Below are 24987 nucleotides of genomic sequence, written 5' to 3'. Positions count from 1 at the left end.
CGCTACGCGCGGGCCTGACGGACGTCGGTGTTGACAGGGGCTTCGACGGCCAGGCGGAGGAAGAGATCGCAGGCCGTCTGAGCCTGTACGCGACGCTGGTAGGCGCGGCTGGCGACGGCGACCGCCCCAGGCCCGGCCTCCAGCCGCCACGCCCAGGCCAGCCTGCTCACCCGGTGGATGACCGGTTCGGCCTCGCCCGCCGCGGCGCGGACCTCGTCCACCGCGCGCAGGCAGGCGTCGACGTCGGCGAAACCCACGCCCGACCGTCCGAGGTCACGGTTGTTACTGGACAGCAGCCGCCAGGTGACGCCGGCACACGCCCGCTCGTAGAACTCGAACCGAGCGGTCAACGTCATCTCCAGCGGTCGGTGAGCCGATCAGACGACCCTTTCCCGTGGAGATGGACAGCTGCTGTCCTGATGGTGAACAGAATGTCCACCGTTGGGCGAAGAGACGGTCACAGAACCTCGCCGCGCAGTTCGGGGAACACCTTGCCGACCTTGCCGAGCAGGTAGTCGCCGTACGTTCCGGTGAAGACCCGCAGGTCCTGGCCATCCCAGCGGGGGTGGCCGTCCGCACCCTCGCGGGCGCGGCCGGGCAGCGGCGGCACCTCGGCGGAGAAGTCCGGATCGAAGAAGAACGGGAAGGACAGCCGCTCGTTGCCGCTGACGTTGCGGACCCGGTGCGGCGTCGAGCGGTAGTACCCGCCGGTCAGCCGGTCCAGCATGTCGCCGATGTTGCAGACGAACGTGCCGGGCACCGGCGGCGCGTCGATCCAGCCGGTGGGCGTACGCACCTGCAGGCCGCCGTTGCCGTCCTGGGCCAGCAGGGTGAGCAGCCCGTAGTCGGTGTGCTCGCCGACGCCCCAGCCGTCGTCCCCGGCCGGCGACGGCGGGTAGTGGAAGACCCGGAACAGGATCGTCGGGTCGGCCGTGTACCCGGCGGCGAAGTAGTCCTCGGGCAGGTCGAGGCTCACCGCCACACCGCGCATCACCTCCTGTGCCACCCCGGTCAGTGCCGCCAGGTACGCGGGCACCACCGCGGCCAGCGCGGGCACCCGTGCCGGGTACAGGTTGGACCCGTGCAGCGGCAGCCCGGCCAGCACCCGGGGATCGTCGGCGGGCAGCTCGGCGCCGAAGTACAGGCCCTCCTTGAGGTCCGGCCGCCCGGAGGTCAGCTCACCGCCGACGGGGAAGAACCCGCGCCAGGCCCGGCCGCCGCGGGACATCGCGATCTCCAGCTTCTCCGCCTCGGGCAGCGCGAAGAACTCGCGCGACGCCGCGTCGAGCCGCCCCAGCAGCTCGTCCGGCACGCCGTGCCCGGTCAGGTAGAAGAACCCGCTGTCCCGGCAGGCCGCCCGGACCCCCGCCGCCACGGCGGCACGGTCGGCGGACAGGTCGATGATCGGCAGAGATCCACTCATGCCGTCATTCTGGCAGCCCACCGCGCTCCGTGCCGCCGCCGCTCAGCCCGGTCCCGCTCAGCCCGGTCCGCGCTCAGTCCTGCCGCTGTTCGGCGACCCGGAGGCAGCCGGGCGGCTTGACGCCGTACCCCGGATCGAGCGGCAGGCGGTAGTCGCCCCCGGAACCGATGACGGCCCTGCCGTCGGTCCACAGCAGTTGCGGGCCGTGGAAGCACAACGGCATCGAAAAGCCATCCCGAGACAGGTCGATCCGTTGCATCGCCCGGCCGTCGACGAGGCTGAACCTGACCACGGCGCTCACCGTGTCGGTGCTGCCCGGACCCGATCGCACTATCTCCACGCCCGCGGTGCCGTCGGCGACGGGCAGGACGAGGGCGATCCGGTCGCGCTTGCCGCTGTCCAGGTCGGTCACGGTGACGGCGACGGCGCTCTCGCCGGCTCGGAGCATCCCGCGCAGGTCCACGGTGATCCGCCGCGCGGCTCCGGTCAGCGGATCGATCCGGTCGAGCGTGACGGCGGTATCGGTGATCGGACTGCCGAGCCGCAGCAGCTCGCCACTGTCCAGCAGTGCCGCGACGGGCTGGACCGGATCGGCGACGTCGAGCTCGCGCACCGCCCAGTCGCCAACCCTGACCAGCGTCTCGCCGCCGTCGGTGTAGTGCCGCACATACAGCCAGACGGCCGACGGCGACCAGCGGGCCTCGCTGACCGGATAAGGCAGCAGGTGCACGGTCGCCGTGGTCAGCTCGCGTACCTCGGTCCCCTGGGGCGACGACCAGAGCAGCCAGCGGCCGTCCGGCGACAGGACCGGATCGACCGTGAAACCGCCGGTCGGCGCGGACGGCAGGCGGTGACGGCGGCCGTCTCCGGCCACGAGTTCGTAGTCGCGGCCGTCCCCGGCCTTCTTCGCCAGCAGCAGCGTGCCGCCCCGGACGCCGTGGTCCGCGGGCAGGTCCGGCAGGACGTCACCGGCGGGCACGTGAGCGGGCAGCGCGGGCGGCGTCATCGGTGACGGCGGCAGGGCCCTCGCGGACGGGCTCGGCGAATTGGTCACCGGGGCCGGGGCCGCGGCGGCTCCGGCCAGCGCATACCAGATCAGGCCCAGCAGCGGCAGCGCGGCGAGGGCCACCGCGGCACCGGCCAGCCGGGTCCGGCGGCGGTGCGCTGTCGCTAGGGCGGCCTGCGCGTCGGCGTACTGCCCGGCATGCTCGGCGACCAGCGGCAGCGAGCGCCGCAGGTTGGTCAGGGCGAGGTTGGTCTGGCTTTTCACCGTGCCCACCGAGCAGCCCATGGCGGCGGCGGTGTCCGCCTCGGACAGGTCCTCGTAGAAGCGGAGCACCAGCACGGCCCGCTGGCGCGGGGCGAGGGTGGCCAGCGCCCGGGTGAGGGCGACCCGCTCCACCACCCGGTGCGGCTCGTCCGGGCCGGGCAGGTCCGGCAGGTCGGCCGTCGGCCGCGCCGGGCGACGCCGCCACCAGGAGATCTGCTCGTTGACCATGATGCGCCGGACGTACGCCTCCGGCTGGCCGTACTCCCTGATCTGCCGCCACCGGACCGCCGCCTTGGCCAGCGCCGACTGCACCAGGTCCTCGGCCGCGTAATGCTCACCCGTCAGCAGGAACGCCGTGCGCGACAGCGCCCCGCCCCGCGCGACCACGAACTCGTGGAAGCCGTCGTATCGGCTCATCCGCCACCTCCACTCCCCCTACGCGGCAGAGTGCCCGGAAGTTGGGATCATCCGGCAACACGCGCCGGGCCGCCCGCCGCGACGGCGTGGCGGGCGACCCGTTCTGCCGTCAACCCGGGAAGGAGCCCAGGCCGGTGGAGCGCGTACAGCCCGCCGGCTGCACGACGTGCCACGGAGTGTCGAGCTCCATCAGCAGCCCGATGCCCTGCGGAGCGGGTGCCCGGCGAATGGTCGCGAGGTCCGTCCACAGCAGGTCGGCTCCCCGGAAGCAGAGCGGGAACGCCAGCCGGTCCGCCGGCAGCGAGATCCGCCGCAGCACCCGGCCGTCGGCCGTGGAGAACTGGATCACATCGATCACCTCGGTGGACCCTTTCTGGCCCGCGCCGAAGACGGCCAGCCCGGCGGAGTCGCCGGGGGCGGCGAGGATCGACCAGCTCCGCACCGACTCGCCCGGTGCGATGCGGTCGGCGACGTCGACGGTGACCGGCCGCACGGTCCCCGAGACCGGGTCGACCACCTCCAGCGGCACGGTGGTCCTGGTCGGGCTGCCCGCCGGGCGCAGCAGCTCACCGCTGTCCAGCACGACCGCGGTCGCCTGCGCGGGCAGCACCGGCGGAAGCTCACGGGCCGTCCAGTCGGGCAGGTGGTAGAGCGTCTCGCCGGTCCCCGCGCGGGCGGGCAGCAGGAACCAGTCACCGCCGGGCGACCAGAGCGGGCTGCCAAGCGTAGCGGGCAACTCGCGCACGTCGGTGCCGGTGAGGTCGCGGACCATGGTCGCCGTGGCCGTCGACCAGGTGACCCGGCGGCCGTCCGGCGACAGCGTGGACGGGCCCGTGAAGCCCGAGTAGTAGTGCCCGTCGGCCATGACCAGCACCGTCCGCGGACCGGGGAACACCCTGTCGTCGTGCACCTGCAGCACCGCCGGTCCGGGCGCCCGATCCCCGGGCAGCTCCTCGACCACGGCGTTCACGTCGAGCCGGGACGGCAGTGCCGGGACCGGCCTGACCGGCACCGGGATGGCGGAAGGCGTGGTGGCCACGGGCGGCGGGACCGTGTCGACGCCGCGCACCGTGAACCAGAGCAGCCCGGCCAGCAGGGGCCCGGCCACCAGGGCGGCGACGACCGTGCGGCCGGTCCGGCGGCGTCGCGCCAGGGCCAGGGCGGCAGTGCCGTCGGCGTACTCCCCCGCCTGCTCCGCGTAGCGCGGCAGCGCGCGCCGCAGGTGGCCCAGCGCCAGGTGGGTCTGGCTCTTGACGGTGCCGACCGAGCAGCCCATCAGCGCGGCGGTGTCCGCCTCGGACAGGTCCTCGTAGAAGCGCAGCACCACCACGGCGCGCTGGCGCGGGGTGAGCGTGTTCAGCGCGTGCCCGAGCGCGATCCGATCCACCACTTGGCCGGACTCGTCGGGGCCGGGCCGCTCGGGCACCTGTGCCACGGGCCGGGCCGGTCTTCTGCGCCACCACGAGATCTGCTCGTTGATCATGATGCGCCGAATGTAGGCCTCCGGCTGCGTGTGCTCCACCAGCCAGCGCCACCGCATCGCCGCCTTGGCCAGCGCCGACTGCACCAGATCCTCGGCCGCGTAGTGCTCGCCCGTCAGCAGGAACGCCGTACGCGACAGCGCCCCGCCCCGCGCCACCACGAACTCGTGGAACCCGTCATACCTGTCCATCCGCCACCTCCGCCCCCATGACGCGACGGAGCCCTCCGGGGTTGGAGGTCGTCTTCCAGCGACGCGGCGGACCTTCGACAATGTCATCATCGCCGCGTCAGGGCCGGAGGCGATGGCAGCCGCTAAACCTGGCTCGCGGTGCTGCGGCATCCGGACGGTTTGATGGCATCGGACCGATCCAGCGGCATCACCACACCGTCGGTGACCGCGCCCGCGCGCCTGATCCGCAGCTTCCTTCCATCACTCCACAACAGATCCTGACCCCGGTAGCAGAGCGTCCAGGCGACCAGGTCGTGTACCAGGTCCAGGCGGCGCAGCACATGCCCGTCCACAGTCGAGAACTCGATCATCGACACGTCGGCCGACGCCGTGGTGACCGGCTCCCGGGGTATGACCCTGAGCGCGGCCACTCCCGCCCCCATCAGGATGTCGATCCGCACTGCCGGACCGTCGCCGGTGCCGGGGTCTTTGATGGACTCACCCTCGCCGAGCAGCCCGGCCACCTCCACCATGATCTTGCGGTCCGTCTCGGTGAACGGGTCTACCAGCACCAGCTCGGCGGCGCTTGCGCTCACCGCCAGGGAGGAGCGCAGCAACTCACCGCTGTCCAGCACGGCCCAGGTCATCCGTTCCGGCGCGGCCTGGGCGAGGGGATGGGCCGTCCAGTCCGGCATCCGGTAGAGCAGATCTCCCCTGGTCGGAGTAGCCGGAATGAGAAACCAGCCGCCCGACGGCGACCAGAACGGTGCGCCGGACGAGGGCGGCAGTTCGCGCAGGGTGGTCGTGATCAGGTCGCGCACCATCGTCGCCCGCGCGGTCGTCCAGGTGAGCCACCGGCCGTCCGGCGACAGGGTCGGGGCGTTGAGGAGCTGGTCGGCGGGCACGAAGTGGTGATAGAGACCGCCGTCGCCGCCGACCAGCTGCACCAGACCCGGACTGGACCCCTCCAGCAGCAGCGACGCGCCGCCGATGCCGCGGTCCGCGGGCAGATTGCCGACACTGGTCGGGCGCTCCGGACGCGGGAGCAGCGGCGGCAGCGGGCCCACCGAGGGCGGCACCGTGACCGGCGGCGGCACGTCGGCGGGAGTGCGCACGCCGAACCAGATGGCGGTGAGCAGCAGGGGCAGGATCGCCAGTGCCGCCACGGCCGCCCGGCGGGCCCGCCGTCGCCGCGCGGCGACCAGGGCCGCGGGGCCGTCCGCGTACTGGCCGGCCTGCTCGGCGTACAGCGGAAGGGTTTGGCGCAGCCGGTTGAGCGCATGGTGGGTGTGGCTTTTCACGGTGCCGACGGAGCAGCCCATGACGGCGGCGGTGTCGGCCTCGGACAGGTCCTCGTAGTAGCGCAGCACCAGCACGGCCCGCTGCCGGGGCGAGAGCGTGTCCAGCGCCTCGCCGAGGGCGAGCCGGTCCACGATGCGGTGCGGCTCGTCGGGGCCGGGCCGGTCGGGCAGCTCGGCCATCGGCCGGGCCGGGCGTCGCCGCCACCACGAGATCTGCTCGTTGATCATGGTGCGCCGCACGTATGCCTCGGGTTGCCCGTACTCCACGATCTGCCGCCACCGGGCGGCCGCCTTGGCCAGTGCCGACTGCACCAGGTCCTCGGCCGCGTGGTGCTCCCCGGTCAGCAGGAACGCCGTACGCGACAGCGCCCCGCCTCGCGCGACCACGAACTCGTGGAAGCCGTCGTACCTGTTCATCCGCCACCTCCGTTCCTCAATACGCGGGGAGGCTCGCTCGGGTTGAGGGTCATCTTCCGGCAGTGCGGCGCGGGCGGGTGGCGAGCTAAACGAAAGAGTTTCGCGTTCGCTATGCTGCCGGTCACATCGCCGTGTATCCAGGGAGTGGCAGCGTGGACGCAGACGTCATCGTGATCGGAGCCGGGCTGGCCGGGCTCGTCGCCACCGCCGAGCTGGCCGACGCGGGCAAGCGCGTCATCCTGCTCGACCAGGAGCCCGAGGCCTCGCTCGGCGGCCAGGCCTTCTGGTCGTTCGGCGGCCTGTTCCTGGTCGACACCCCCGAGCAGCGGCGGATGGGCATCAAGGACTCTCCCGAGTTGGCGATGCAGGACTGGCTCGGCAGCGCCGGGTTCGACCGCGAGTGTGACGCGTGGCCGCGCCGCTGGGCGCAGGCGTACGTGGACTTCGCCGCCGGGGAGAAGCGCTCCTGGCTGCACGCGCAGGGGGTGCGGTTCTTCCCCGTGGTCGGCTGGGCCGAGCGCGGCGGTTACCTGGCCGACGGGCACGGCAACTCGGTGCCGCGCTTCCACATCACCTGGGGCACCGGGCCGGGCGTGCTGGCCCCGTTCATCCGCCGGGTCCGCGATGCGGTCGGCAAGGGCCTGGTCACGCTCGCGTTCCGGCACCGGGTCGACGAGCTGACGGTGACCGCCGGGGCCGTCGACGGCGTACGCGGAGCCGTGCTGGAGCCGAGCCCGGCGGCACGCGGGGAGGCCAGCTCGCGTACCGAGGTCGGTGACTTCTCCTACCGCGCGCAGGCGGTCATCGTGACCTCCGGCGGCATCGGCGGCAACCACGACCTGGTCCGGCGCAACTGGCCGGAGCGGCTGGGCACCCCGCCGCAGCGCCTGCTGTCGGGCGTGCCCGCGCACGTGGACGGGCGGATGCTGGGCATCACCGAGGACGCGGGCGGCAACCTGATCAACCGTGACCGGATGTGGCACTACACCGAGGGCATCGAGAACTGGGCCCCGATCTGGGACCGGCACGGCATCCGGATCCTGCCCGGCCCGTCGTCGATGTGGCTGGACGCGACCGGCAAGCGGCTGCCGGTGCCGCTGTTCCCGGGCTTCGACACGCTCGGCACGCTGGAGCACATCATGGGCACCGGGCACGAGTACACGTGGTTCGTGCTCACCCAGAAGATCATCGAGAAGGAGTTCGCGCTGTCGGGCTCCGAGCAGAACCCCGACCTGACCGGCAAGAGCGTGCGGCAGGTGCTCAAGCGGGCGCTGCCGGGCGCGCCGGGCCCGGTCGAGGCGTTCAAGCGCCACGGGGCCGACTTCGTCGTCGCGGACACCCTGGACGAGCTGGTCGCGGGCATGAACAAGCTGACCGGCGAGGGGCTGCTGGACCTGGCCGACGTGCGGCGGCAGATCGAGGCGCGCGACCGCGAGCTGACCAACACGTTCACCAAGGATCTCCAGGTCACGGCGATCCGGGGGGCGCGCAACTACCGCGGCGACAAGCTGATCCGGGTGGCGACGCCGCACCGGCTGCTGGACCCGAAGGCGGGGCCGCTGATCGCGGTCCGGCTCAACATCCTGACCCGCAAGACCCTGGGCGGGCTGGAGACGGACCTGGCGGGCCGGGTGCTGCGGGCCGACGGGACGCCACTGCCCGGGGTGTACGCGGCCGGCGAGGTCGCCGGGTTCGGCGGTGGCGGCGTGCACGGCTACCGGTCGCTGGAGGGCACGTTCCTCGGCGGCTGCATCTTCTCCGGACGCCAGGCGGGCCGCGCCGCCGCCGCGGCCGTCTGACCGGACCGGGCCGGACGGGAAGGGCACCTTCTTATACGCAAAGCGATGAGAAGGTGCCCTTCCTTCGGGTCGGGGCGGGAGAATGCGGGGATGACGGAGACGGCTGTTGAGGTCGTGATCGCGACGCGCGACGGGCGCGTCCGGGGCCGGATCGACGACGGGATCGCCGTGTTCCTCGGCATCCCCTACGCGGCGGCGCCCTTCGGCGAGCACCGGTTCGCCGCACCCGCGCCGGTGACAGCGTGGACGGGCGTACGCGACGCGCTGGCGTACGGGCCGACCGCGCCCAAGGCGCCGTTCCCGCCGCCGATGGACCGGCTGCTGGCCGACCCTTCGATCCCCGGGGACGAGTGCCTGAACCTGAACGTCTGGGCGCCCGCCGGGGCGGTGGACCGCCCGGTGATGGTGTGGATCCACGGCGGCTCGCTGCGCAACGGGTCGAACAGCCTGCCCGCGTATGCCGGGGACCGGTTCGCGCGCGACGGCGTGGTGCTGGTGTCGATCAACTACCGGCTGGGCATCGAGGGCTTCGGCGTGTTTCCCGACGCCCCGGCCAACCTCGGCCTGCGTGACCAGATCGCGGCGCTGACCTGGGTGCGCGACAACATCGCGGCGTTCGGCGGCGACCCGGGCAGGGTGACCGTGTTCGGCGAGTCCGCCGGGTCGATCTCCATCGGGGCGCTACTGACCAGCCCGTACGCCCAGGGGCTGTTTCAGCGTGCGGTGCTGCAGAGCGGGGCCCCGAGCGCGCAGACGCCCGAGGCCGCGGGCCGCTCCACGAAGCTCATCGCGAAGCGGCTGAAGATCCCGGCGACGGCCGGGGCGTTCGCGGCAGTGGACCGGGACCGGCTGCTGGCCGCGCAGGTGGCGATCACCCGTGGCGGGCCGCCGATGGGCAACGGCAATGGGTTCACCCTGGCCGTCGACGGTGACGTGCTGCCCCGCGACCCGATGGTGGCGCTGCACGACGGCGCGGCCGCCGACGTCGGGCTGCTACTGGGCTACAACGCCGAGGAGTACCGGCTGTGGTTCGTGCCGACCGGGCTGGTCGACAGGATCAACCGGATCACGCTGCGGCTGGCCCTGGCGAAGTTCCGGGTCCGGGCCCGCACCGCGCGCGCCTACCGGGCGGCCCGGCCGGAGGCCACCCCCGGCGAGCTGCTCGGCGTGATCGCCACCGACCGGCTGCTGCGGCGGCCGCTGAACATGCTGGCCGACGCCCGCGCCGGCGACACCTGGCTGTACGAGTTCGCCTGGCCGTCCCCGGTGGACCGGCTGGGCGCGTGCCACGCCCTGGAGATCGGCTTCGTCTTCGACACTCTGGGCACCCCCGACGGGCTGCCGCTGGCGGGCCCGAACCCGCCCCAGGAGCTGGCCGACGCCATGCACCGGGCCTGGGTCGACTTCGCCACCACCGGCGACCCCGGCTGGCCCCGCTGGAACGACACCCGCCCCGTCATGCGCTTCGACACCCCGGCTCCCCTCCTCACCCACGCCCCCAACGACCCTGAACTCCAATCCTGGACCTGACGTCAGCCGCACCCCGCCTGCGGGTCAGGGGTGGTGGGGTGGGGTGAGTCGGCTTGTCAGGAGGGTGGGGGCTTCGGCGAGGGAGGGGCCGTACCAGGTGAGGTGGCGGCCGGAGACCAGGGCGCAGGGCGTGCCGGGGAAGGCTTCGGGGCCGTCGGCGGCGGTGAAGGGGTAGGGCTCGTCGGGGAGGACGATCAGGTCGGCGGCACACGCCTGGAGGTCGTCCAGGGACGGGCGGGGGTAGCGCTCGTCCGCGGCCTCGTAGACGTTGGTGATGCCGAGGCGGCGCAGGACGTCTCCGGCGAAGGTGTCGCCGCCGAGCACGATCCAGGGGCGCCGCCAGACCGGGACGATCGCGCGCCGAGGGGACGGGGGCCGCAGGTCCGACCAGGCGGTCCGGGCTTCGGTGAGCCAGTCGGGTTCGGCGGGTGCGCCGAGGGCGGTCAGCATGCGGGCCAGCTCGTCGAGGGCCTGGTCGACGGTGCGCGGGTAGGTGACGTACAGCTCGATCCCGGCCGCCCGCAGCGCGTCGGCGTCCTGCTCGCGGTTCTCCTCGACGTTGACCAGCACGACGTCGGGCCGCAGGGCGAGCACCCGGTCGAGGTCGGGATACTTGCTGCCGCCGATCCGCTCCGCCGTCAGCCCGGCCGGGTGGGTGCACCAGTCGGTGATCCCGACCAGCGCTCCGGGCAGCGTCGCCGCGACGGCCTCGGTCAGCGACGGGACGAGGGAGACGATCCGCATCCGCCGACCATAGTGCGAAACCGGACCAGTGCGAGGCCGGACCAGTGCGAGGCCGGACCAGTGCGAGGCCGGACCAGTGCGAGGCCGGACCAGTGCGCGGCCGGATCAGTGCGCGGCCGGATCGTCGAGGTCGTCGACGAGCCAGGGGAACGTCTCCCCGCCCGGCAGGGGTTTGCTGAACAGGTAGCCCTGGCCGAACGGGCAGCCGATGTCGGCGAGGATGTCGCGCTGCTCCTGGGTCTCGATCCCTTCGGCGATGACCTCCAGCCCGAGCGTGTTGGCCAGCCGCACGATGCCCTCGACCAGGGCCCGCTGCTGGGCGGAGACCGCGATCTCGCCGACGAACGACTTGTCGAGTTTCACCACGTCCAGCGACATCTGACGCAGGTAGCTCAGCGACGAGTAACCGGTGCCGAAGTCGTCGATCGCGACGCGTACGCCCGCCTCGCGCAGTTCGGCCAGGTCGGCCCAGACCTCCTCGTCCTCGTGCAGCAGCAGCGTCTCGACGATCTCCAGCATCATCCGGTGCGCGGGCAGCCCGGCCTCGTCCAGCTCGCGCAGCAGGTCGGCGACCACGCCGGGGGTGCGGAACTGGCGCGCGGAGATGTTGATGCTGACGTACGGGCTCAGCCCCGCCCGCGTCGGCCAGCGCGCCGCGGTGGCCAGCGCCTGGCGGACCACCTGGGTGCCGATCGGCACGATCAGGCCGGACTCCTCGGCCAGGCCGATGAACTCACCGGGCGCGAGGGTGCCCCGGCTGGGGTGTTCCCAGCGCACCAGCGCCTCGAAGCCCACCGTGCCGGCGCCGGTCAGCCCGACCACCGGCTGGAAGCGCAGGCTGAACTCCTCCTCGGCGACGGCCCGGTCCAGGTCCGCCTTGAGCTGGAGCCGTTCGACCAGCGCCTCGTGCAGCGCGGGCTGGTAGCGCCGCCACTGGCCCTTGCCCTCGCCCTTGGCCGAGTACAGCGCGAGGTCGGCGTGGCGCAGCAGCTCGTCGCCGTCGTGGGCGTGCCGGGTGGTGGCCACGCCGACGCTGGCCCCGGCGGGCACCGGCTGGTCGCCGACCGGTACGGGCACCGACAGCACGCGGACCACCCGTTCGGCCACGGCCTCGATCGCGCCGGTGCCGGTGGAGTCCTCGATCAGCGCCGCGAACTCGTCGCCGCCGAGCCGGGCGGCGGTGTCGTGCGGGCGCAGCACGCCCTTGAGCCGTTCGGCGACGGCGGTCAGCAGCTCGTCGCCGACGGGGTGGCCCATGGTGTCGTTGACGTCCTTGAAGTCGTCGAGGTCGATGAACAGGACCCCGGCGATGGAGCCGTTGCGGCGGGCCCGGTCCACCGCGAGCGTCACCCGGTCGATGAACAGTGCGCGGTTGGCCAGCCCGGTCAGCGAGTCGTGGAACGCGCGGTGGGTCAGCTCCCGTTCCAGCCGCCGCCGCTGCGTCACGTCGCGCAGGGTGATGACCAGACCGGCGACGGCCGGGTCCTCGCGCAGGTCGCGGCTGGAGACCTCGACCTGCAGCCGCCGGTCGCCGAAGCCCCACACGGTCCAGTCGGTGGTCTCGCCGCGCCGCTCCTGGCGTGCCCGCAGCAGGTATCCGCCGCTGCGCTCGCGCTCCTCGGGCACGACGAGATCGAGCAGGTGGTTGCCCTCCAGGGCCTCCCGGCCGAACATCGCCGCCGCGGACGGGCTGCAGTAGCGGATCTCGTCGTCACCCCCGACGATCATGATCACGTCGGCGGTGTTGTGTACCAGCGCGCGGAAGTACGCCTCGCTGTCGCGCCGGTTGACCTCGTCGTTGAGCATGATCCGGGACAGCGCCAGGGCGGCCTGCAGGGCCAGCACCTCCAGCGCGCCCTGCAGCGTCTGCAGCACGTCCTCCTCGGCCGCGACCAGCAGCGTGCCGACGCTGTGCCCGCCCGAGGTCCCGTCCGCCGGGGCGAGCGGGCAGCTCAGCACGGTGTCGAACCCGGCCAGCTCCTGGGCGTGTTCGGGGGGCAGTTCACCGGTGCGGCACAGCACGGCCGGGCCGGGCTTGGCCTGCGGCTCGACCGCGGTCCGCTCGTTCTCCTCGATGGCCAGGATCACCCGGTGCTCGGCGTGGCTGGGCATCAGCCCGGTCGCGGTGTCGCGTACGACGTCGGAGATCTGGTCGATGTCGGTGGCCGCGACCATGCCGACGCCCGCCTCGCGCAGCATGCGCTCGCGGGTCAGCGCCTGGCGGTGGATGCGCATCGCGTCCAGCAGCCGGATCAGCACCAGCACGAACATGGCGATGCAGAGCAGGGCGATGCCCTCGGCGTTGCGCACCGGGCCCCGCAGCGCCTGGAACAGCAGCACCATCGGCGGGATGAACGACGACAGCCCCAGCACCACCACCCGGCGGCCGCTGAGCTCGGCGGTCGGGGCGGGGCGCGGCTCGGTCAGCCACACCATGGACGGCAGCAGCGCGGCCAGCCCCCAGCCCCAGTAGAGCAGCATCCAGCCGATGTCGAGGGAGCCGCCGATGTGCCAGAACCCGTCCAGCCGCGCGAACAGGTGCAGGTTGTCGCTGACGAACATGCCGATGCCGCCCGCGGCCAGCAGGGCCACCGGCGCGCTCCAGCGGGCGACCAGCACGATCCGCACCACCATCGCGAGCAGCAGCAGGTCGGCCAGCGGATAGGCGACGGCGGCTATCTGGTCGACGGCGGTCAGTCCGGGCGTACGAAAGCGCGGCTCGATGATGAACATCCAGGCGAGCAGGCCCAGGCCCAGGATCAGGGTGACCGCGTCGAGCACGCCGGCCCGGTCGCGCATCGCCCAGCCGGAGCGGGCCAGGCCCATCAGCCCCGCGCTCATGACGACGAACATGGCCAGGAAGACCATGTCGACCAGGAAGGGCACGTCGTAGGGCGCGAGGTAGTCGCTGTTGAGCACGGCGGAGAAGAAGTCCCCGACGGCGAACAGCACCAGCGCACCGGCGAGCAGGTGCCACGGTCGGGGTTTTCGCGGCCGGTTGCGGCGTACGCCGTAGACGACGGCGGCCGCGCCGCTCAGCCCGAGCGCGGCCCACAAACCCACCTGCCACGGCCTGATGACGTAGTACAGCACGCCAAGCAGCACCATCCAGGCCGTGAAGAGCACTGAAACGGCGCGAGACGACACAATCCCCTCCGGATAACACTATTACGGGGCCGGTTCCCTGACGGGGCAACGCGAAAACCAACGATTCGGGCAAAGCGGTGCACGTTCGTCGATCGTTTTGAGCACCCCCGACGGGACCGGGTACTCTGTCCGCCTGCCCCCACGGCACCGAGGCTGTCTCACATAAAGATCTGCCGAAGCCACCGTCGCGCAATCCCCGACGACGGCACGGAAGCCCGGCCGCTGCTCCCAGCAGCACCGCGGCACACCGGTCCGTCCGCGCGGCGAACGACGGAAGGAAGCACCTCCGTGACCCCCACCGTGCGCCGGACCCGACGACGCGCCGCCCACCTCGCGCTGCTGCTGGCTGCCGTGTTCACGGTGGTGAGCGGGCTGTCGCCGGCGGCCCCGGCGTTCGCCGAGCCCAACGAGGGCAGTTCCAAGACGCTCGCCCAGCTGCGCGAGAACCTGGAGGTGGCGGCCAAGGGCTACCTGGAGGCGCAGGCGGCGCTGGAGGCGTCCCAGGCTTCGCAGAAGGCGCTGAACGCCGAGCTGCTCGCGGCCGAGGCGGACACGGAGCGGCTGCGCTCGTTCGTGGCGCAGTACGCGGCCGAGGCCTACAAGACCGGCAAGATCGGCATGGTCAGCCTGATGATCAACGGCACCGAGCCGGGCTCGCTGCTGTCCAAGGCCAGCGCCATGGACCGGATGACCCAGCGCGACGAGGCCCGGATGAACGACTACCGCGCGCGCAAGCAGGAGGTCACCGCGAAGAAGGCGGCGATCGAGATCCAGCTGAAGCTGCAGCAGGACGCGTTCAAGGAGATCGAGAAGCGCAAGAAGGCCGCCGACCAGGCCCTGCGCGCGGTCGACGGGCGCAGTTCGAGCGGCTACATCAACCCGAACTCCCCGCTGGCCAAGCCCGCCCCGCGCAACGCCAACGGATCCTGGCCCAGCGAGGGCTGCTCGATCAAGGACCCGACCACCAGCGGCTGCATCACCCCGCGCACCCTGTGGGCGATGAACCAGGCCAAGGCCAACGGCTTCAAGCGCTACGTCTCGTGCCACCGCTCGGGCGGCGGCGGCGAGCACCCCAAGGGCCGGGCCTGCGACTTCGCCTCGGCCACCGGCGGCTTCACCAACTACTCCGCCAGCGGCGGCGACCGCACCTACGGCAACAACCTGGCCTCTTTCTTCATCAAGAACGCCAGCCGGCTCGGTGTCATGTACGTCATCTGGTACTGCAAGATCTGGATCAACGGGGCCTGGAAGACGTACGACTCGGCCGGTTCCAACTGCGGTGACAATCCCGCCGGGGACCATACGAACCACGTTCACCTGTCCATGCTCTGACCTGCTCGCACAGGGGCGCCTCCCACCGGGGAGGCGCCCCTGTCGCATGTCCGGCGGCTTGTCGCGGATCGGTGGCGTAGCGGGCCCGCGAACGGGCACAGTGATGGCATGACGAACGTCGGAGATCCGCCCCAGTACTTCTGGTGCATCAAGCACAACCGGGTCGAGCACGGCGACGACAGGTGCCCGTCGAAGTTCCTGCTGGGCCCGTACCCGTCCCCCGCCGACGCCGAGCAGGCGCTGAGCAAGGTCAAGGAGCGCAACGAGCAGTGGGAGGAGGCGGACGCCCGCTGGCAGGGCGACCCCTCGTGAACCACTGATCAGCGCGGGACGGTCGCCGCCTCGCGGAGCAGGATGGTCAGGTCGGCGGTGGCCGCGCGCTGCCGCCGCCCGCCGTGCTCCAGCTCGAAGGTCAGCCGCACCACGACCTCGGCGAAGCCCTTCGGGCGGGTGCGCGTGGACAGCAGGTCCGCGCCCATCCGCACCTGCGCGCCGACCGGCACCGGGGCGCGCAGCCGCAGGTTGTCCAGGCCCTGGTTGACGGTCATGTCCACGCCCTCGACCCGCCAGATCTCGGCCAGCAGGGTCGGCGTCAGCGACATGGTGAGGAAGCCGTGCGCGATGGTCTGGCCGTACGGCCCGGTCGCGGCGCGCTCGGGGTCGGTGTGGATCCACTGGTCGTCCCAGGTGGCCTCGGCGAACAGGTCCACCTGGCGCTGGGTGATCTCGTGCCAGGCGCTGTGGCCGAGGAAGCTGCCGACCACGTCGGCGAGGTCGCGCACATGCGTCACGGTCTGCGGCACAGCCGTGATCCTATGCGGACATCCCCGGTTTTGTGACCGGTGCAGGTGCCACAACCGGCCGATGCGCTGAGTCGGATCTTCCCGGTGTGTGCGAAGCTGCCTCGGGTTCGTCGGCTCGCATCAGAGAGACGAGCAGCAATCCTACCGACAGCGCGTTCGTATCGCGCGTTCACTTTGGAGGTCTTCGTGGCCTGGTTCATCGGCCAGTCGCTCCTCATGATCCTGACAGCGTTCCTGCTCGGCCTGCTCGTGGGCTGGCTGCTGTTCAGCAGGCGCGGCAAGTCCACTCCCGCGGAGCAGCCGGTCGCTGCCGCCGCCCCGTCCACCCCGGTCGTGGCGGAGGCCGCCGCGCCGGTCGCCGCGGTCGCCGTGGCCGACAAGCCCAAGGCGGCCAAGAAGCCGTCGAAGAAGACCGTGCCCGCCCCCGCCGCACCCGCCGACGACGAGATCGAGGTGCAGCAGCGGCCGGTGTCACTGGTCGCCCCGATCGCCAAGCCGGAACCGGCCACCGAGCCGGTGGCCGAGCCCGCGCCGGTCGCGGCCGAGCCGGTGGCCGTCCCGGTCGCCGTCGCGGCCGACGAGCCCGACGACGCGGTCGAGGCCGCTGCCGAGGCCGCGCAGGACAAGGCGTTCAAGGTCGAGGCGTCGACCCTCACCCCGATCGAGAACATGCTCGTCGCCGCCGGTGACGACCTGCAGCGCATCGAGGGCATCGGGCCCAAGATGGAGGCCGCGCTGACGGCCGCCGGCATGGGCACGTACGCCGCGGTCGCCGCCGCCGACAACGCCTCCCTGCGCAAGGCCATCGAGGACGGCGGGCTCAAGTTCGCCCCCGCGCTGCTGACCTGGGCGCAGCAGGCCCAGCTGCTCGCCGACGGTGACGAGGAGGCGCTGGCCGACCTGCAGCGCCGCCTGGTCGCCGGCCGCGACACGGGACGGGCATGAGCATGGCGGACAACGCTCGCAGGTTCCACCCGGTGGTCGGGGTGGCGGTCGCGGTGCTCGGCCTGGCCGGCATCGTCACCGCGCAGCACCTGCCCATCCGGCAGACCGTCCAGGACGATCTGACGACCCGCTCCGAGCAGGCCCTGCGGGCCGCGGGGCTGTCGTCGGTGCAGGTCGGCTTCATCGGGCGCGACGGCACCCTGAAGGCCGCCTCGGCCGCCGAGGCCGACCGGGCGCTGGCGATCGTGCGCGGGCTGGAGGGCGTACGCGTCGCCGTCGCCGACGTGCCCACGGTGGCCGCACCGGCACCGGCGGCGTCGCCGTCGCCCACCGCCACGGCCGTCCCGCCGACGGTCGGGCTCACCCTGTCCGGCGGGCGGGCCACGCTCACCGGCACGGTGCCGACCGAGGACGCGCGCAAGCGGCTCGCCGCGGCAGCCGCGTTCCTGGCCGGGACCGGGCCGGTCGACGACCAGCTGAAGGTCGACCCGAGCGTGACCGACGCGGGGCTGGACGCGCTGGCGAACGTGGTCTCCGCGTACGGCCAGGGCGCCAAGGACGTGTCGGTGGAGCTGCGCGACGGCAACCTGTCGCTGGCGGGCACCGTCGCCTCGCAGGCCGCCAAGGACGCCGTGGCGGCCGCCGCGGCGCAGACCGGCGCGACCGTGTCCGACCGCACCGAGGTGGCGAAGGTCCAGCAGGAGCTGGTCAAGCTGCCCGCGGTGACCTTCCTGGACAACAGCACCACGCTGACCGCGGCGGGCCGGGCCGCGCTGGCCCAGGCGGCCCGCATCCTCACCGCCAACCCGCAGGTCAAGGTGCGGATCGAGGGCCACACGGACAGCAACGGCTCGACGGCCGACAACCTGGCACTGAGCCGGGCCCGCGCCAAGACGGTGCTGGACTTCCTGGTGAAGCAGGGTGTCGCCGCCGACCGGCTGACCTCCCAGGGCTACGGCGAGAGCCGTCCCGCCCGCCCCAACACCACCGAGGCCAACCAGGCCGTCAACCGGCGCGTGGAGTTCATCGTCCTGCCCTGAGCAGCACATGAAGGAGGGGCACCTTCCACAACGCAGAGCGTTGGGAAGGTGCCCCTCCTTCGTTTCCTACTCGGCGCCGGTGTAGCGGACCCGGTAGATCTTGGCGGCGGGGGTGTCGGGAGCGGCGGTGTCGGCGTCGGGGTACAGGGCCGTGAAGTAGAGGCCGTCCGGGCCCGCGGCCAGGCCGACCACGGTGGCCTTGCCGGTGCCGTTGTATTCGAGCAGCGTCTTCGGCTTGCCGACCTTGCCTCCGTCGAAGGTGAACTCGACGATCCGCTTGCCGTTGTCCTGCGGGCCGGTGGCGAAGGTCGGGCCGCTCTCGGCCACGTACATGTGCCCGTGCTTGCTCTTCGGGAAGCCCGAGCCGTGGTGGGTGTCCGGGTCGACGAACGCGATCGCGGTCGGCGCGGTCGACGGGGACCAGATGTACAGCTTCGGCTTGAGCATGCTGTCGCGGGTGCCGTCCCAGCCGTAGTCGACGCCCTTGTCCACCCGGGACAGCCGGTCGATCGCGGTCCCGTTCTCGACCTGGTAGTAGCTGCCGTCGGCACGCCACGCCCCGCCGAACGGGTTGCGGAACCCCGAGGCGTACACGTAGTCGCGGGCGTTGATGCCGTCCTCGGCGTCGTAGAACGGGTTGTCGACCGGGGCGCTGCCGTCCAGGTTGACCCGCAGGATCTTGCCCCGGAACGAGTTCAGGTCCTTGGCCGTGTGCGCCAGCATGGCGTCGCCCATGTGCACGTAGAGCTTGCCGTCCGGGCCGATGGTCAGCTGCGAGATCTGGTGCGCGGCCGACTGCGCCTCGGCGGGCATGTCCAGCAGCGTCGTCTGCTTCGACGCGGTGAGCCCGCCGTCGGAGCTGGAGAAGCGCACCACCTTCGGGTAGTGCACGCCGCCGCGCTCGTAGAGCACCGAGGCGAGCACGTCGCCGTTGGCCGGGTCGACGACGATGCCGGTGACGCCCTTCTCGCCGGTGCCGGGGAAGGTGCCGCGCGGGTCGAAGTTCAGCAGGTTCTTGGCGTACACGGCGGTGCTCAGGTCGCCCTTGACGACCTTGATCTGGCCGTACAGCTCGGTCACGTAGAACATCGGCGTGGCCGGGTCGCCGGTGTGGCCCGGGGCCATGGCCAGGTGTACGGGCAGCTGGAAGCCGCCGGCCACCTCCTCGACCCGGTAGCCGTCCTGTCGTACGTGCCAGGTGCCGGCCCCGGCCAGCGGGGCGCGCTGCGGCAGGGTGCGAAACGCCCGGTAGCCCCAGGGGCTCCACCGCTTGGCCTTGTCCTTGGTGTCGTCGCGGTAGCGCACGCGCAGGTCGTACTCGCGGTCGGCGGTCAGGTCGCGGCGCGCGGCGAAGGAGTTCTCGAACACGCCGTCGCCCAGGTGGGCGTGGACCAGCTGCGGGCCGCCGACGCAGGGCGAGTGCCAGACCCGCTCGGCGGGCTCGACGGACCAGATCTCCCACTCGGTGCAGACGTGTTTGACCTTCTTGCCGCCCTTGACGGTCGGCATCGGAGCGCTCTCCATGTGTACGTCGGCCCCGCTGACCAGGTGACCGTCGGCGCGCGGCTCGGTGACGGCAGGCGAGCCGGGCAGTGCCGGGCCGAGGGTGCGCACCGGCCGGGCGGGCGGCTGCGGGGCTGCTCCGCTGCTGTACGCCTGCCGGAAGGAGAGGTAACCGATCCCGGCCAGTACGACGGCCACCAGGGTCGCCGTGATCAGAAAACGTCTGTTCTTCATATCTTCCCCACATCGCAGACATGTCGGCGAATTCGGGCAAGGTTACCGGCGCGACGGCGGGCGGCAGGTGTTACACGCCCGGCGTCGCGCCGGTTGGCAGGGATCTCACAGCGGCGGGCCGCCGATCACCACTGATACATCTCACCGTTCTCGTCGAGCATGAACCAGGCCCCGTCCATGCCCTGCCCGTGCGCGTCGCCCGGCCGGTCCGTGCCGAACCGGTAGAGCGGCAGGTTGCGGTAGGTGGTCTGCACGGTCCCGTCGGGCCGGGTGTACGTGGACAGCAGGAAGCCGTCCACGCCCTCCCCGTTGATCGCGTCGCCGACCATCGGCGGCCAGGTCACCGCGCACTTGTCCAGGCAGGCGCTCTTGCCCTTGGCGTCGCGCAGGAAGACGTAGAGCGTGCGGCCCTGCTGGTCGACCAGCGCCTTGCGACCGCCCACATTGGCGATGTGCACGGCGGCGCGGGCCGCCGACGGCGAGGCGGCGACCGCGACGGCGGACACGCCCGCGCCTCCCGCTCCGGCGGGCGGGGTGGTGGTGCTCTCGGCGCAGGCCCCGAGGGCTCCTGCGGTGGTCACGGCGGCGAGCAGAGCGAATCGGCGTACGAACATTGGTGCCACCCTGTCGGCGGATCAGACATGTTGGCACAAAGCGTAATGACCAGCAGACTTTCCACCGGTGAAACGCGCCAGAACACGCCCATCCGGAGGATATGAATCCAATTCGGATGTAACTAAGTTGAACCCGCAACCACGCCCGACAACGCTGTCGAGGGCTGAACGTGTCGTTATGTGACACCGATGTGTCCATCCGGTGGACGTTTCGGGGGTTGTGGTGAAGGTTGTTGCCCGTAACTCTCATGGGAGTCCCACCGAACAGTCGAGAGGCACAGGCGATGGCAGTCACCGGCGGCGGAGCACCGCCGTGGGCACCCCAATACGTCCAGGAAGCCGATGTTCCGATGGCCACGGCGCGTCGCCGCCCCCATCGCTCCATCGGCTTCCGCCTGCTGCTGCCCATCGCGGTGGCCACCATCGGCGTGGGTGTGCTGGGCGGCGTGCAGACGTCGTCGGCCATGGACGAGGCCCGCGAGGCCGCGTCGTCCGGCTCGGTCGCGCAGGCGCTGACCGCCACGGTCAAGCTGAACCACCAGCTCGAACAGGAGCTGTCGGAGACCGAGGCACTGCTGCAGCGCGGCGGCAAGGCGGGCGAGCTGCTGCTGACCGCGCAGCGGCGGCGCACCGACGAGGCGCTGGCCCGCTACCGGGCCACGGTGCCGGTCGCGGTGAAGGTCGCCCCGGAGGTGCGCGGGCTGGTCGACGACGCCGACGCGGCCCTGGCCGAACTGCCCCGGATGCGGGAGGCGGCCCAGTTCCCCCCGGCGGGCCAGCCCGCCACGAAGACCTCGCCGGAGACCGTCTACGACCCGCTGACGCATGCCATGTTCGCCGTCGGCGAGGCGCTGGCCGGGGTGCCCACCGACGCCCGGCTCAGCGCGCTGACCGAGACGGTGGCCGCGCTGAACGCGGTCGAGCACCATGCCGCCGAGCAGCGCGGGCTGCTGCGCACCGTGTTCGCCCGAGGCCGGTTCGAGCACGGTGAGCTGGCCGAACTCGGCGAGCTGTACGGCGCCGAGGCCGAACGTGTGGCGCAGTTCGAGCGGGTCGCCGGTCCCCAGGCCACCGCGCGCTACCGCGAGGTCGTCCGCGGCGCGGACGTCGACCGGGCCCGCACCCTGCTCGAAGGGGCGCTCACCGCCGACAGCGCCCCCGCCGGGCTGCGCGTCGACCCGGACGCCTGGTTCATCGCCAAGTCCAACGCGCTGCGCCGGCTCTACCTGTACGAGCTGGAGGTCATCGGCTCGCTGGAGGCCGAGGCGGCCCGGCAGCACGCCGCCGCCGAACGTGACGCGCTGACCAGCGGTGGCTCGTCCGCCCTGATCATCATCGTCTCGCTCGGCGTCGCGGTGCTGCTGGCCGTACGCACCAGCCGCGGGCTGCGGCGGCTGAGCCGGTCCGCGATGGACATCGCCAGCGGGGAACTGCCCGCCGCGATCGCCGAGGTCTCCTCCGCGCCCGGGGTCGACACCGTACGCAGGCTGGTCCGCGCCTCCAACGAGCAGGCCGAGAAGGCGCTGGCCGGACCCAACGACGAGATCGGCGAGGTCGGCGCGGCACTGGCCAACCTGCACCAGCAGGCGCTGCGTCTGGCCGCCGACCAGGCCATGCTGCGCCACGACGTCTCGCAGATGTTCGTGAACCTGTCCCGGCGCGGGCAGACCCTGGTCCAGCGCCAGCTGCACCTGATCGACGAGTTCGAGCGCGGCGAGACCGACCCGGCGTCGCTGGCCAAACTGTTCGCCCTGGACCACCTCGCCGCCCGCATGCGCCGTAACGAGGAGAACCTGCTGGTGCTCGCCGGTGGCGAGCCGGGCCGCCGGTTCGTCAACGCGGAGCTGCTGGTCGACGTGGTCCACGCGGCCGCCGCCGAGATCGACCAGTACCCGCGAGTGGAGACCAACTCCATCGCGGACCTGTGCGTCGTCGCGCACGCCGTGGGTGACGTCGTGCACCTGCTGGCCGAGCTGCTGGAGAACGCCACCGACTTCTCCCCGCCGAACAGCCGCGTGCTGGTCACCACCCGGCGCGGCGTGGACGGCCTCACCATCAACGTCTTCGACGCCGGTATCGGCATGCCGCCCGGGCAGCTCCAGGAGATCAACGAGCGCCTGATCCGCCCGGCGATGCTGACCAGCGAGCTGGCCCGGACCATGGGTCTGCTGGTGGTGGCCCGGATCGCCGCCCGCCGCGGGATCACGGTGCAGCTGCGCAGCAGCCCCGGTGGAGGTACCGTGGCGCTGGTGCTGCTGCCGACGGCACTACTTGCTCCGCCTCACAGCGCTGTGAGCAGACTGACCGTCACGTCGGGCAACGCGAACCTGCCCGACGGTGAGACACTGCGCACCCGGCGGACCGGCGCCCGCTCGCCCGCCACCCCCGCACCACCGTCCACTCCCTCCGTCCGTCCCGTGTCCACCCCACCGGTGTCCCTGCCCCAGCCCACCCCGTCCACGTCCGCCGCGGCCCCGGCCACCTTCGCGGCGGCCGGCGATGCTCCGACCCAGGTGATCCCTGCGGTTCGGCAGGCGGCCGCCGAACAACCCACCCTCCTGCCCTCCGGCCTGCCCCAGCGCCGACCTGGCGACCTCTCCCCGCCCGGTCGCGCAGCCACCACCTCCTCCCGGACCGACAGCTCCGGTCTGCTGGACCCTGAAGCGGTCCGGGCCCGGCTGTCCGGTCTGGCCGGCGGTATCGCGGCCGCTCACCGCGAACTGGCTCGTGAGCAGCGCTTGTCAGCCCCGCCAGCAACGAAGGAAAGCACCCGATGACTCAGAACCCCGCGCAGCTCGCCGGCGCCGACGAGGTCGGCGGCCTCGACTGGCTGCTGACCTCGTTCGCCCAACGGATCGCCGACGTCACCTACGTGCTGGCCGTCTCTGTGGACGGCCTGACGATCGCCCACTCCGACGGGCTGCGTCAGGATCTGTCCGACCAGCTCTCCGCCATCACGAGCGGGATGGCCAGCCTCACCATCGGCGCGGCGCGCTGCCTGAGCAGCGGCCAGGTGCGCCAGACCGTGGTGGACATGGACGAGGGCGTACTGCTGATCATGGCGGTTCGCGACCGCGCGTTCCTCGCCGTGGTGGCCGCGCCCGGCTGCGACCTCGGCCAGATCGGCTACGAGACGGCGCTGCTGGCGCACCGGGTGGCGTACGCGCTGGAACCGGAGGCGCGGGTGGACGGCCAGTGGTGAGGCGCCGCCGGCTGGCCCTGCTGCTCTGCGCGCTGCTCGCCCCGGCGCTCGGCGCCTGCACCGCGGAGGCCGAAGCAGCCCCACCGGCCTGGCACGGCGGCACCCTGACCATCGGCACCGGCCCCACCAACGGGGTGTTCAACCAGGTGGGTGGCGGCTACGCCGATCTGATCAACCGCCACCTGCCCGGCTACGAGGCACTCGCCCCGCCGACCAACGGCGCGGGTGAGAACCTGCAGCGGCTGGCCATCGACGACGTGCAGATCGCGTTCACCTTCGCCGACGTGGCCGCCGACGCCGCCGCGGGCAAGGGCCTGTTCGAGGGCAAGCCGGTGCTGTTCCGGGCGCTGGCCCGGGTCTTCAACGGCCAGACCCACCTGGTGGTGCGCCGCGACTCGGGCATCAAGTCGATCAAAGACCTGAAGGGTAAGAAGGTCGGCACCGGCCCGCAGAACTCCGGCAGCGAGGAGGTCGCCGTCCGGCTGCTGACCGTCGCGGGACTGAACCTCAAGCGCGACATCACCCAGATGTCGGCGTCGCTGTCGCAGACGACGTCGTCGATGCGCTCCGGCGCCCTCGACGCCATGTTCTACTCGGCCGGCCTGCCGACCACGGGCATCCAGGGACTGTTCGACCAGTCGCCGGGCGTGTTCACCCTGGTCCCGCTCGACGAGCTGGGCCAGGCCGTCAGCAAGGCGTACCCCGACATCTACGCCCCCGGCACCATCCCGAAGGGCATGTACGGCCTGACCGCCGACGTGGACACCATCGCTGTGCCCAACCTCGTGGTGGTGTCGGCGGACATGCCCGACGAGGTCGCGTACCGGCTCACCCAGTTGCTGTTCGACCACCAGTCGGAGCTGGCCGCGGTGCACCCCGAGGGCGGCAACTTCAGCCGGGACATCGCCCCGCTGGTGTCGCCGTTGGAGCTGCACCCCGGCGCGCGGCGATTCTACGGAGTGTCCTGACCCGGCAGGACGAAATACCAGGACACGGCCCCTCCCGGACGGCCCCGGCGTAGCGTCGGAGCCGTCCGGAGGTGTGTGATGCCGTTCTTCGCTGCCATCTGGTTCACCGTCGTCGTCGGCTGGCTGATCCACGTCGCCGTGGACAAGCACCCCGACCGGCGCAGCAAGCACCGCGTGGTCGAACTCGCCCTGCTCTGGATCATGGTGGTCGGCGCGGGGATCTGGGGCCTGCTCGGCGGATTCAGCCACATCGGCCCGACCTCCGGCGACACCGCCGAGCAGATCGGCTACGCCCCGTCGATGTTCCAGTGGGAGGTCGGCTGGGGCGACATCGCGGTGGCCGTGCTGGCGATCGGCTGCGCCTGGCGGCGGCTGCGCGGCACCTGGCTGACGGCCGCGGTCACCGCGCTGGCCATCTCGTTCTGGGGCGACGCCTGGGGCCACTTCAACCAGTGGGTGTTCCACGACAACACCGCCCCGGCCAACGTCTGGGCGCTCCCGTCGGACATCCTGATGCCCCTGCTCGCCATCATCCTGCTCGTCATGTACCGCCGCGGCGCTCCGGCGCAAGACTTCGAACGCGCGCCGTCCGCCACGCCGACCCGGCCCTGATTCCGGCCCGGCGGGCGCACCGCGATTCCGGGTCG

At 72.2% G+C, this 24987-nt stretch carries 18 protein-coding genes and 2 pseudogenes; 10 read left to right on the top strand and 10 right to left on the bottom strand.

The genetic code is table 11. The features are described 5' to 3' along the window. Positions 1–2: 2 nt before the first annotated feature. From HAV40_RS18615 to HAV40_RS38495, 5 genes and pseudogenes are all read right to left on the bottom strand, one after another. Positions 3–350, bottom strand: a complete 348-nt coding sequence (locus tag HAV40_RS18615) for a hypothetical protein (protein ID WP_203671129.1) — start codon at positions 348–350, stop codon at positions 3–5. 107 nt (positions 351–457) lie between these two features. After that, a complete protein-coding gene (locus tag HAV40_RS18610; RefSeq protein WP_166382931.1) occupies positions 458–1423 on the bottom strand; it encodes an isopenicillin N synthase family dioxygenase in 966 nt (321 codons plus the stop codon). Between the two features lie 1228 nt (positions 1424–2651). Continuing rightward, positions 2652–3110, bottom strand: a pseudogene (locus HAV40_RS38500) (SigE family RNA polymerase sigma factor); the annotation flags it as partial. Positions 3111–3219: 109 nt separating this feature from the next. Next, on the bottom strand, positions 3220–4782 hold the full coding sequence (locus HAV40_RS18600) for a SigE family RNA polymerase sigma factor (RefSeq protein ID WP_166382927.1): 1563 nt from the start codon (positions 4780–4782) through the stop codon (positions 3220–3222). A gap of 1238 nt (positions 4783–6020) precedes the next feature. Next, positions 6021–6479 (bottom strand): annotated as a pseudogene (locus tag HAV40_RS38495) (SigE family RNA polymerase sigma factor); the annotation flags it as partial. Between the two features lie 152 nt (positions 6480–6631). Here HAV40_RS38495 and HAV40_RS18590 point away from each other — a divergent pair. Continuing rightward, complete coding sequence (locus HAV40_RS18590; protein WP_203671127.1) at positions 6632–8278, top strand: FAD-binding dehydrogenase; 1647 nt, start codon at positions 6632–6634, stop codon at positions 8276–8278. 90 nt (positions 8279–8368) lie between these two features. Further along, entirely contained in the window at positions 8369–9808 is a 1440-nt protein-coding gene (locus HAV40_RS18585) for a carboxylesterase/lipase family protein (protein ID WP_166382921.1), read from the top strand. Positions 9809–9832: 24 nt separating this feature from the next. Here the strand turns inward: HAV40_RS18585 and HAV40_RS18580 are convergent, their stop codons facing one another. After that, positions 9833–10552, bottom strand: a complete 720-nt coding sequence (locus tag HAV40_RS18580) for a helical backbone metal receptor (protein WP_166382919.1) — start codon at positions 10550–10552, stop codon at positions 9833–9835. 105 nt (positions 10553–10657) lie between these two features. Continuing rightward, entirely contained in the window at positions 10658–13660 is a 3003-nt protein-coding gene (locus HAV40_RS18575) for a putative bifunctional diguanylate cyclase/phosphodiesterase (protein ID WP_166382917.1), read from the bottom strand. Positions 13661–13987: 327 nt separating this feature from the next. Here HAV40_RS18575 and HAV40_RS18570 point away from each other — a divergent pair, with 327 nt between their 5' ends. Continuing rightward, complete coding sequence (locus tag HAV40_RS18570; RefSeq protein WP_239085986.1) at positions 13988–15031, top strand: coiled-coil domain-containing protein; 1044 nt, start codon at positions 13988–13990, stop codon at positions 15029–15031. A 108-nt stretch (positions 15032–15139) separates the two neighbouring features. Continuing rightward, positions 15140–15343: a hypothetical protein gene (locus tag HAV40_RS18565; protein WP_166382915.1), complete on the top strand. Its 204-nt coding sequence runs from the start codon at positions 15140–15142 to the stop codon at positions 15341–15343. Between the two features lie 8 nt (positions 15344–15351). Here the strand turns inward: HAV40_RS18565 and HAV40_RS18560 are convergent, their stop codons facing one another. Next, positions 15352–15834 (bottom strand): MaoC family dehydratase, encoded by a 483-nt coding sequence (locus HAV40_RS18560; protein WP_239085985.1) that lies wholly within the window; start codon positions 15832–15834, stop codon positions 15352–15354. A 186-nt stretch (positions 15835–16020) separates the two neighbouring features. On the opposite strand from HAV40_RS18560, the gene HAV40_RS18555 reads away from it, so the two are divergent. Together HAV40_RS18555 and HAV40_RS18550 are read left to right on the top strand one after the other, a co-directional pair. Continuing rightward, a complete protein-coding gene (locus tag HAV40_RS18555) occupies positions 16021–16779 on the top strand; it encodes a helix-hairpin-helix domain-containing protein (protein WP_166382913.1) in 759 nt (252 codons plus the stop codon). A gap of 2 nt (positions 16780–16781) precedes the next feature. Beyond that, positions 16782–17819 carry an OmpA family protein gene (locus HAV40_RS18550; protein ID WP_166382911.1) on the top strand — a complete coding sequence of 346 codons (1038 nt, stop codon included), beginning with the start codon at positions 16782–16784 and terminating at the stop codon, positions 17817–17819. A 66-nt stretch (positions 17820–17885) separates the two neighbouring features. On the opposite strand, the gene HAV40_RS18545 is transcribed toward HAV40_RS18550, so the two are convergent. Continuing rightward, complete coding sequence (locus HAV40_RS18545) at positions 17886–19556, bottom strand: PQQ-dependent sugar dehydrogenase (RefSeq protein WP_166382909.1); 1671 nt, start codon at positions 19554–19556, stop codon at positions 17886–17888. 125 nt (positions 19557–19681) lie between these two features. Continuing rightward, the gene (locus tag HAV40_RS18540; protein WP_166382907.1) at positions 19682–20170 is read right to left on the bottom strand and encodes a COG4315 family predicted lipoprotein; all 489 of its coding nucleotides are present in this window, start codon (positions 20168–20170) and stop codon (positions 19682–19684) included. A gap of 350 nt (positions 20171–20520) precedes the next feature. Between HAV40_RS18540 and HAV40_RS18535 the strand changes: the two genes are divergently transcribed. The 4 genes from HAV40_RS18535 to HAV40_RS18520 all read left to right on the top strand — a co-directional run bounded on the left by HAV40_RS18535 (position 20521) and on the right by HAV40_RS18520 (position 24952). Beyond that, the gene (locus tag HAV40_RS18535) at positions 20521–22947 is read left to right on the top strand and encodes a sensor histidine kinase (protein WP_166382905.1); all 2427 of its coding nucleotides are present in this window, start codon (positions 20521–20523) and stop codon (positions 22945–22947) included. Beyond that, positions 22944–23372, top strand: a complete 429-nt coding sequence (locus HAV40_RS18530; RefSeq protein WP_166382903.1) for a roadblock/LC7 domain-containing protein — start codon at positions 22944–22946, stop codon at positions 23370–23372. Before HAV40_RS18535 ends, HAV40_RS18530 begins: the two co-directional genes overlap by 4 nt. Continuing rightward, entirely contained in the window at positions 23366–24340 is a 975-nt protein-coding gene (locus HAV40_RS18525) for a TAXI family TRAP transporter solute-binding subunit (RefSeq protein WP_166382901.1), read from the top strand. Before HAV40_RS18530 ends, HAV40_RS18525 begins: the two co-directional genes overlap by 7 nt. 78 nt (positions 24341–24418) lie before the next feature. Further along, positions 24419–24952 (top strand): DUF6790 family protein, encoded by a 534-nt coding sequence (locus HAV40_RS18520; protein ID WP_166382899.1) that lies wholly within the window; start codon positions 24419–24421, stop codon positions 24950–24952. Positions 24953–24987 lie beyond the last annotated feature (35 nt).

The sequence above is a fragment of the Catellatospora methionotrophica genome, from assembly GCF_011297335.1.
In the GTDB taxonomy this organism is placed as follows: domain Bacteria; phylum Actinomycetota; class Actinomycetes; order Mycobacteriales; family Micromonosporaceae; genus Catellatospora; species Catellatospora methionotrophica.
The sequence above is the reverse complement of the archived record's forward strand: the minus strand, read 5'-3'. Positions and strand labels throughout refer to the sequence as shown.

What these genes read in the sequence shown, in the direction of transcription:
- HAV40_RS18575 (WP_166382917.1), bottom strand. Translation starts at nt 13,660, where the DNA reads ATGGTGCTGCTTGGCGTGCTGTACTACGTCATCAGGCCGTGGCAGGTG.
- HAV40_RS18540 (WP_166382907.1), bottom strand. Translation starts at nt 20,170, where the DNA reads ATGTTCGTACGCCGATTCGCTCTGCTCGCCGCCGTGACCACCGCAGGA.
- HAV40_RS18550 (WP_166382911.1), top strand. Translation starts at nt 16,782, where the DNA reads ATGGCGGACAACGCTCGCAGGTTCCACCCGGTGGTCGGGGTGGCGGTC.
- HAV40_RS18600 (WP_166382927.1), bottom strand. Translation starts at nt 4,782, where the DNA reads ATGGACAGGTATGACGGGTTCCACGAGTTCGTGGTGGCGCGGGGCGGG.
- HAV40_RS18565 (WP_166382915.1), top strand. Translation starts at nt 15,140, where the DNA reads ATGACGAACGTCGGAGATCCGCCCCAGTACTTCTGGTGCATCAAGCAC.
- HAV40_RS18545 (WP_166382909.1), bottom strand. Translation starts at nt 19,556, where the DNA reads ATGAAGAACAGACGTTTTCTGATCACGGCGACCCTGGTGGCCGTCGTA.
- HAV40_RS18530 (WP_166382903.1), top strand. Translation starts at nt 22,944, where the DNA reads ATGACTCAGAACCCCGCGCAGCTCGCCGGCGCCGACGAGGTCGGCGGC.
- HAV40_RS18580 (WP_166382919.1), bottom strand. Translation starts at nt 10,552, where the DNA reads ATGCGGATCGTCTCCCTCGTCCCGTCGCTGACCGAGGCCGTCGCGGCG.
- HAV40_RS18610 (WP_166382931.1), bottom strand. Translation starts at nt 1,423, where the DNA reads ATGAGTGGATCTCTGCCGATCATCGACCTGTCCGCCGACCGTGCCGCC.
- HAV40_RS18520 (WP_166382899.1), top strand. Translation starts at nt 24,419, where the DNA reads ATGCCGTTCTTCGCTGCCATCTGGTTCACCGTCGTCGTCGGCTGGCTG.
- HAV40_RS18535 (WP_166382905.1), top strand. Translation starts at nt 20,521, where the DNA reads ATGGCCACGGCGCGTCGCCGCCCCCATCGCTCCATCGGCTTCCGCCTG.
- HAV40_RS18585 (WP_166382921.1), top strand. Translation starts at nt 8,369, where the DNA reads ATGACGGAGACGGCTGTTGAGGTCGTGATCGCGACGCGCGACGGGCGC.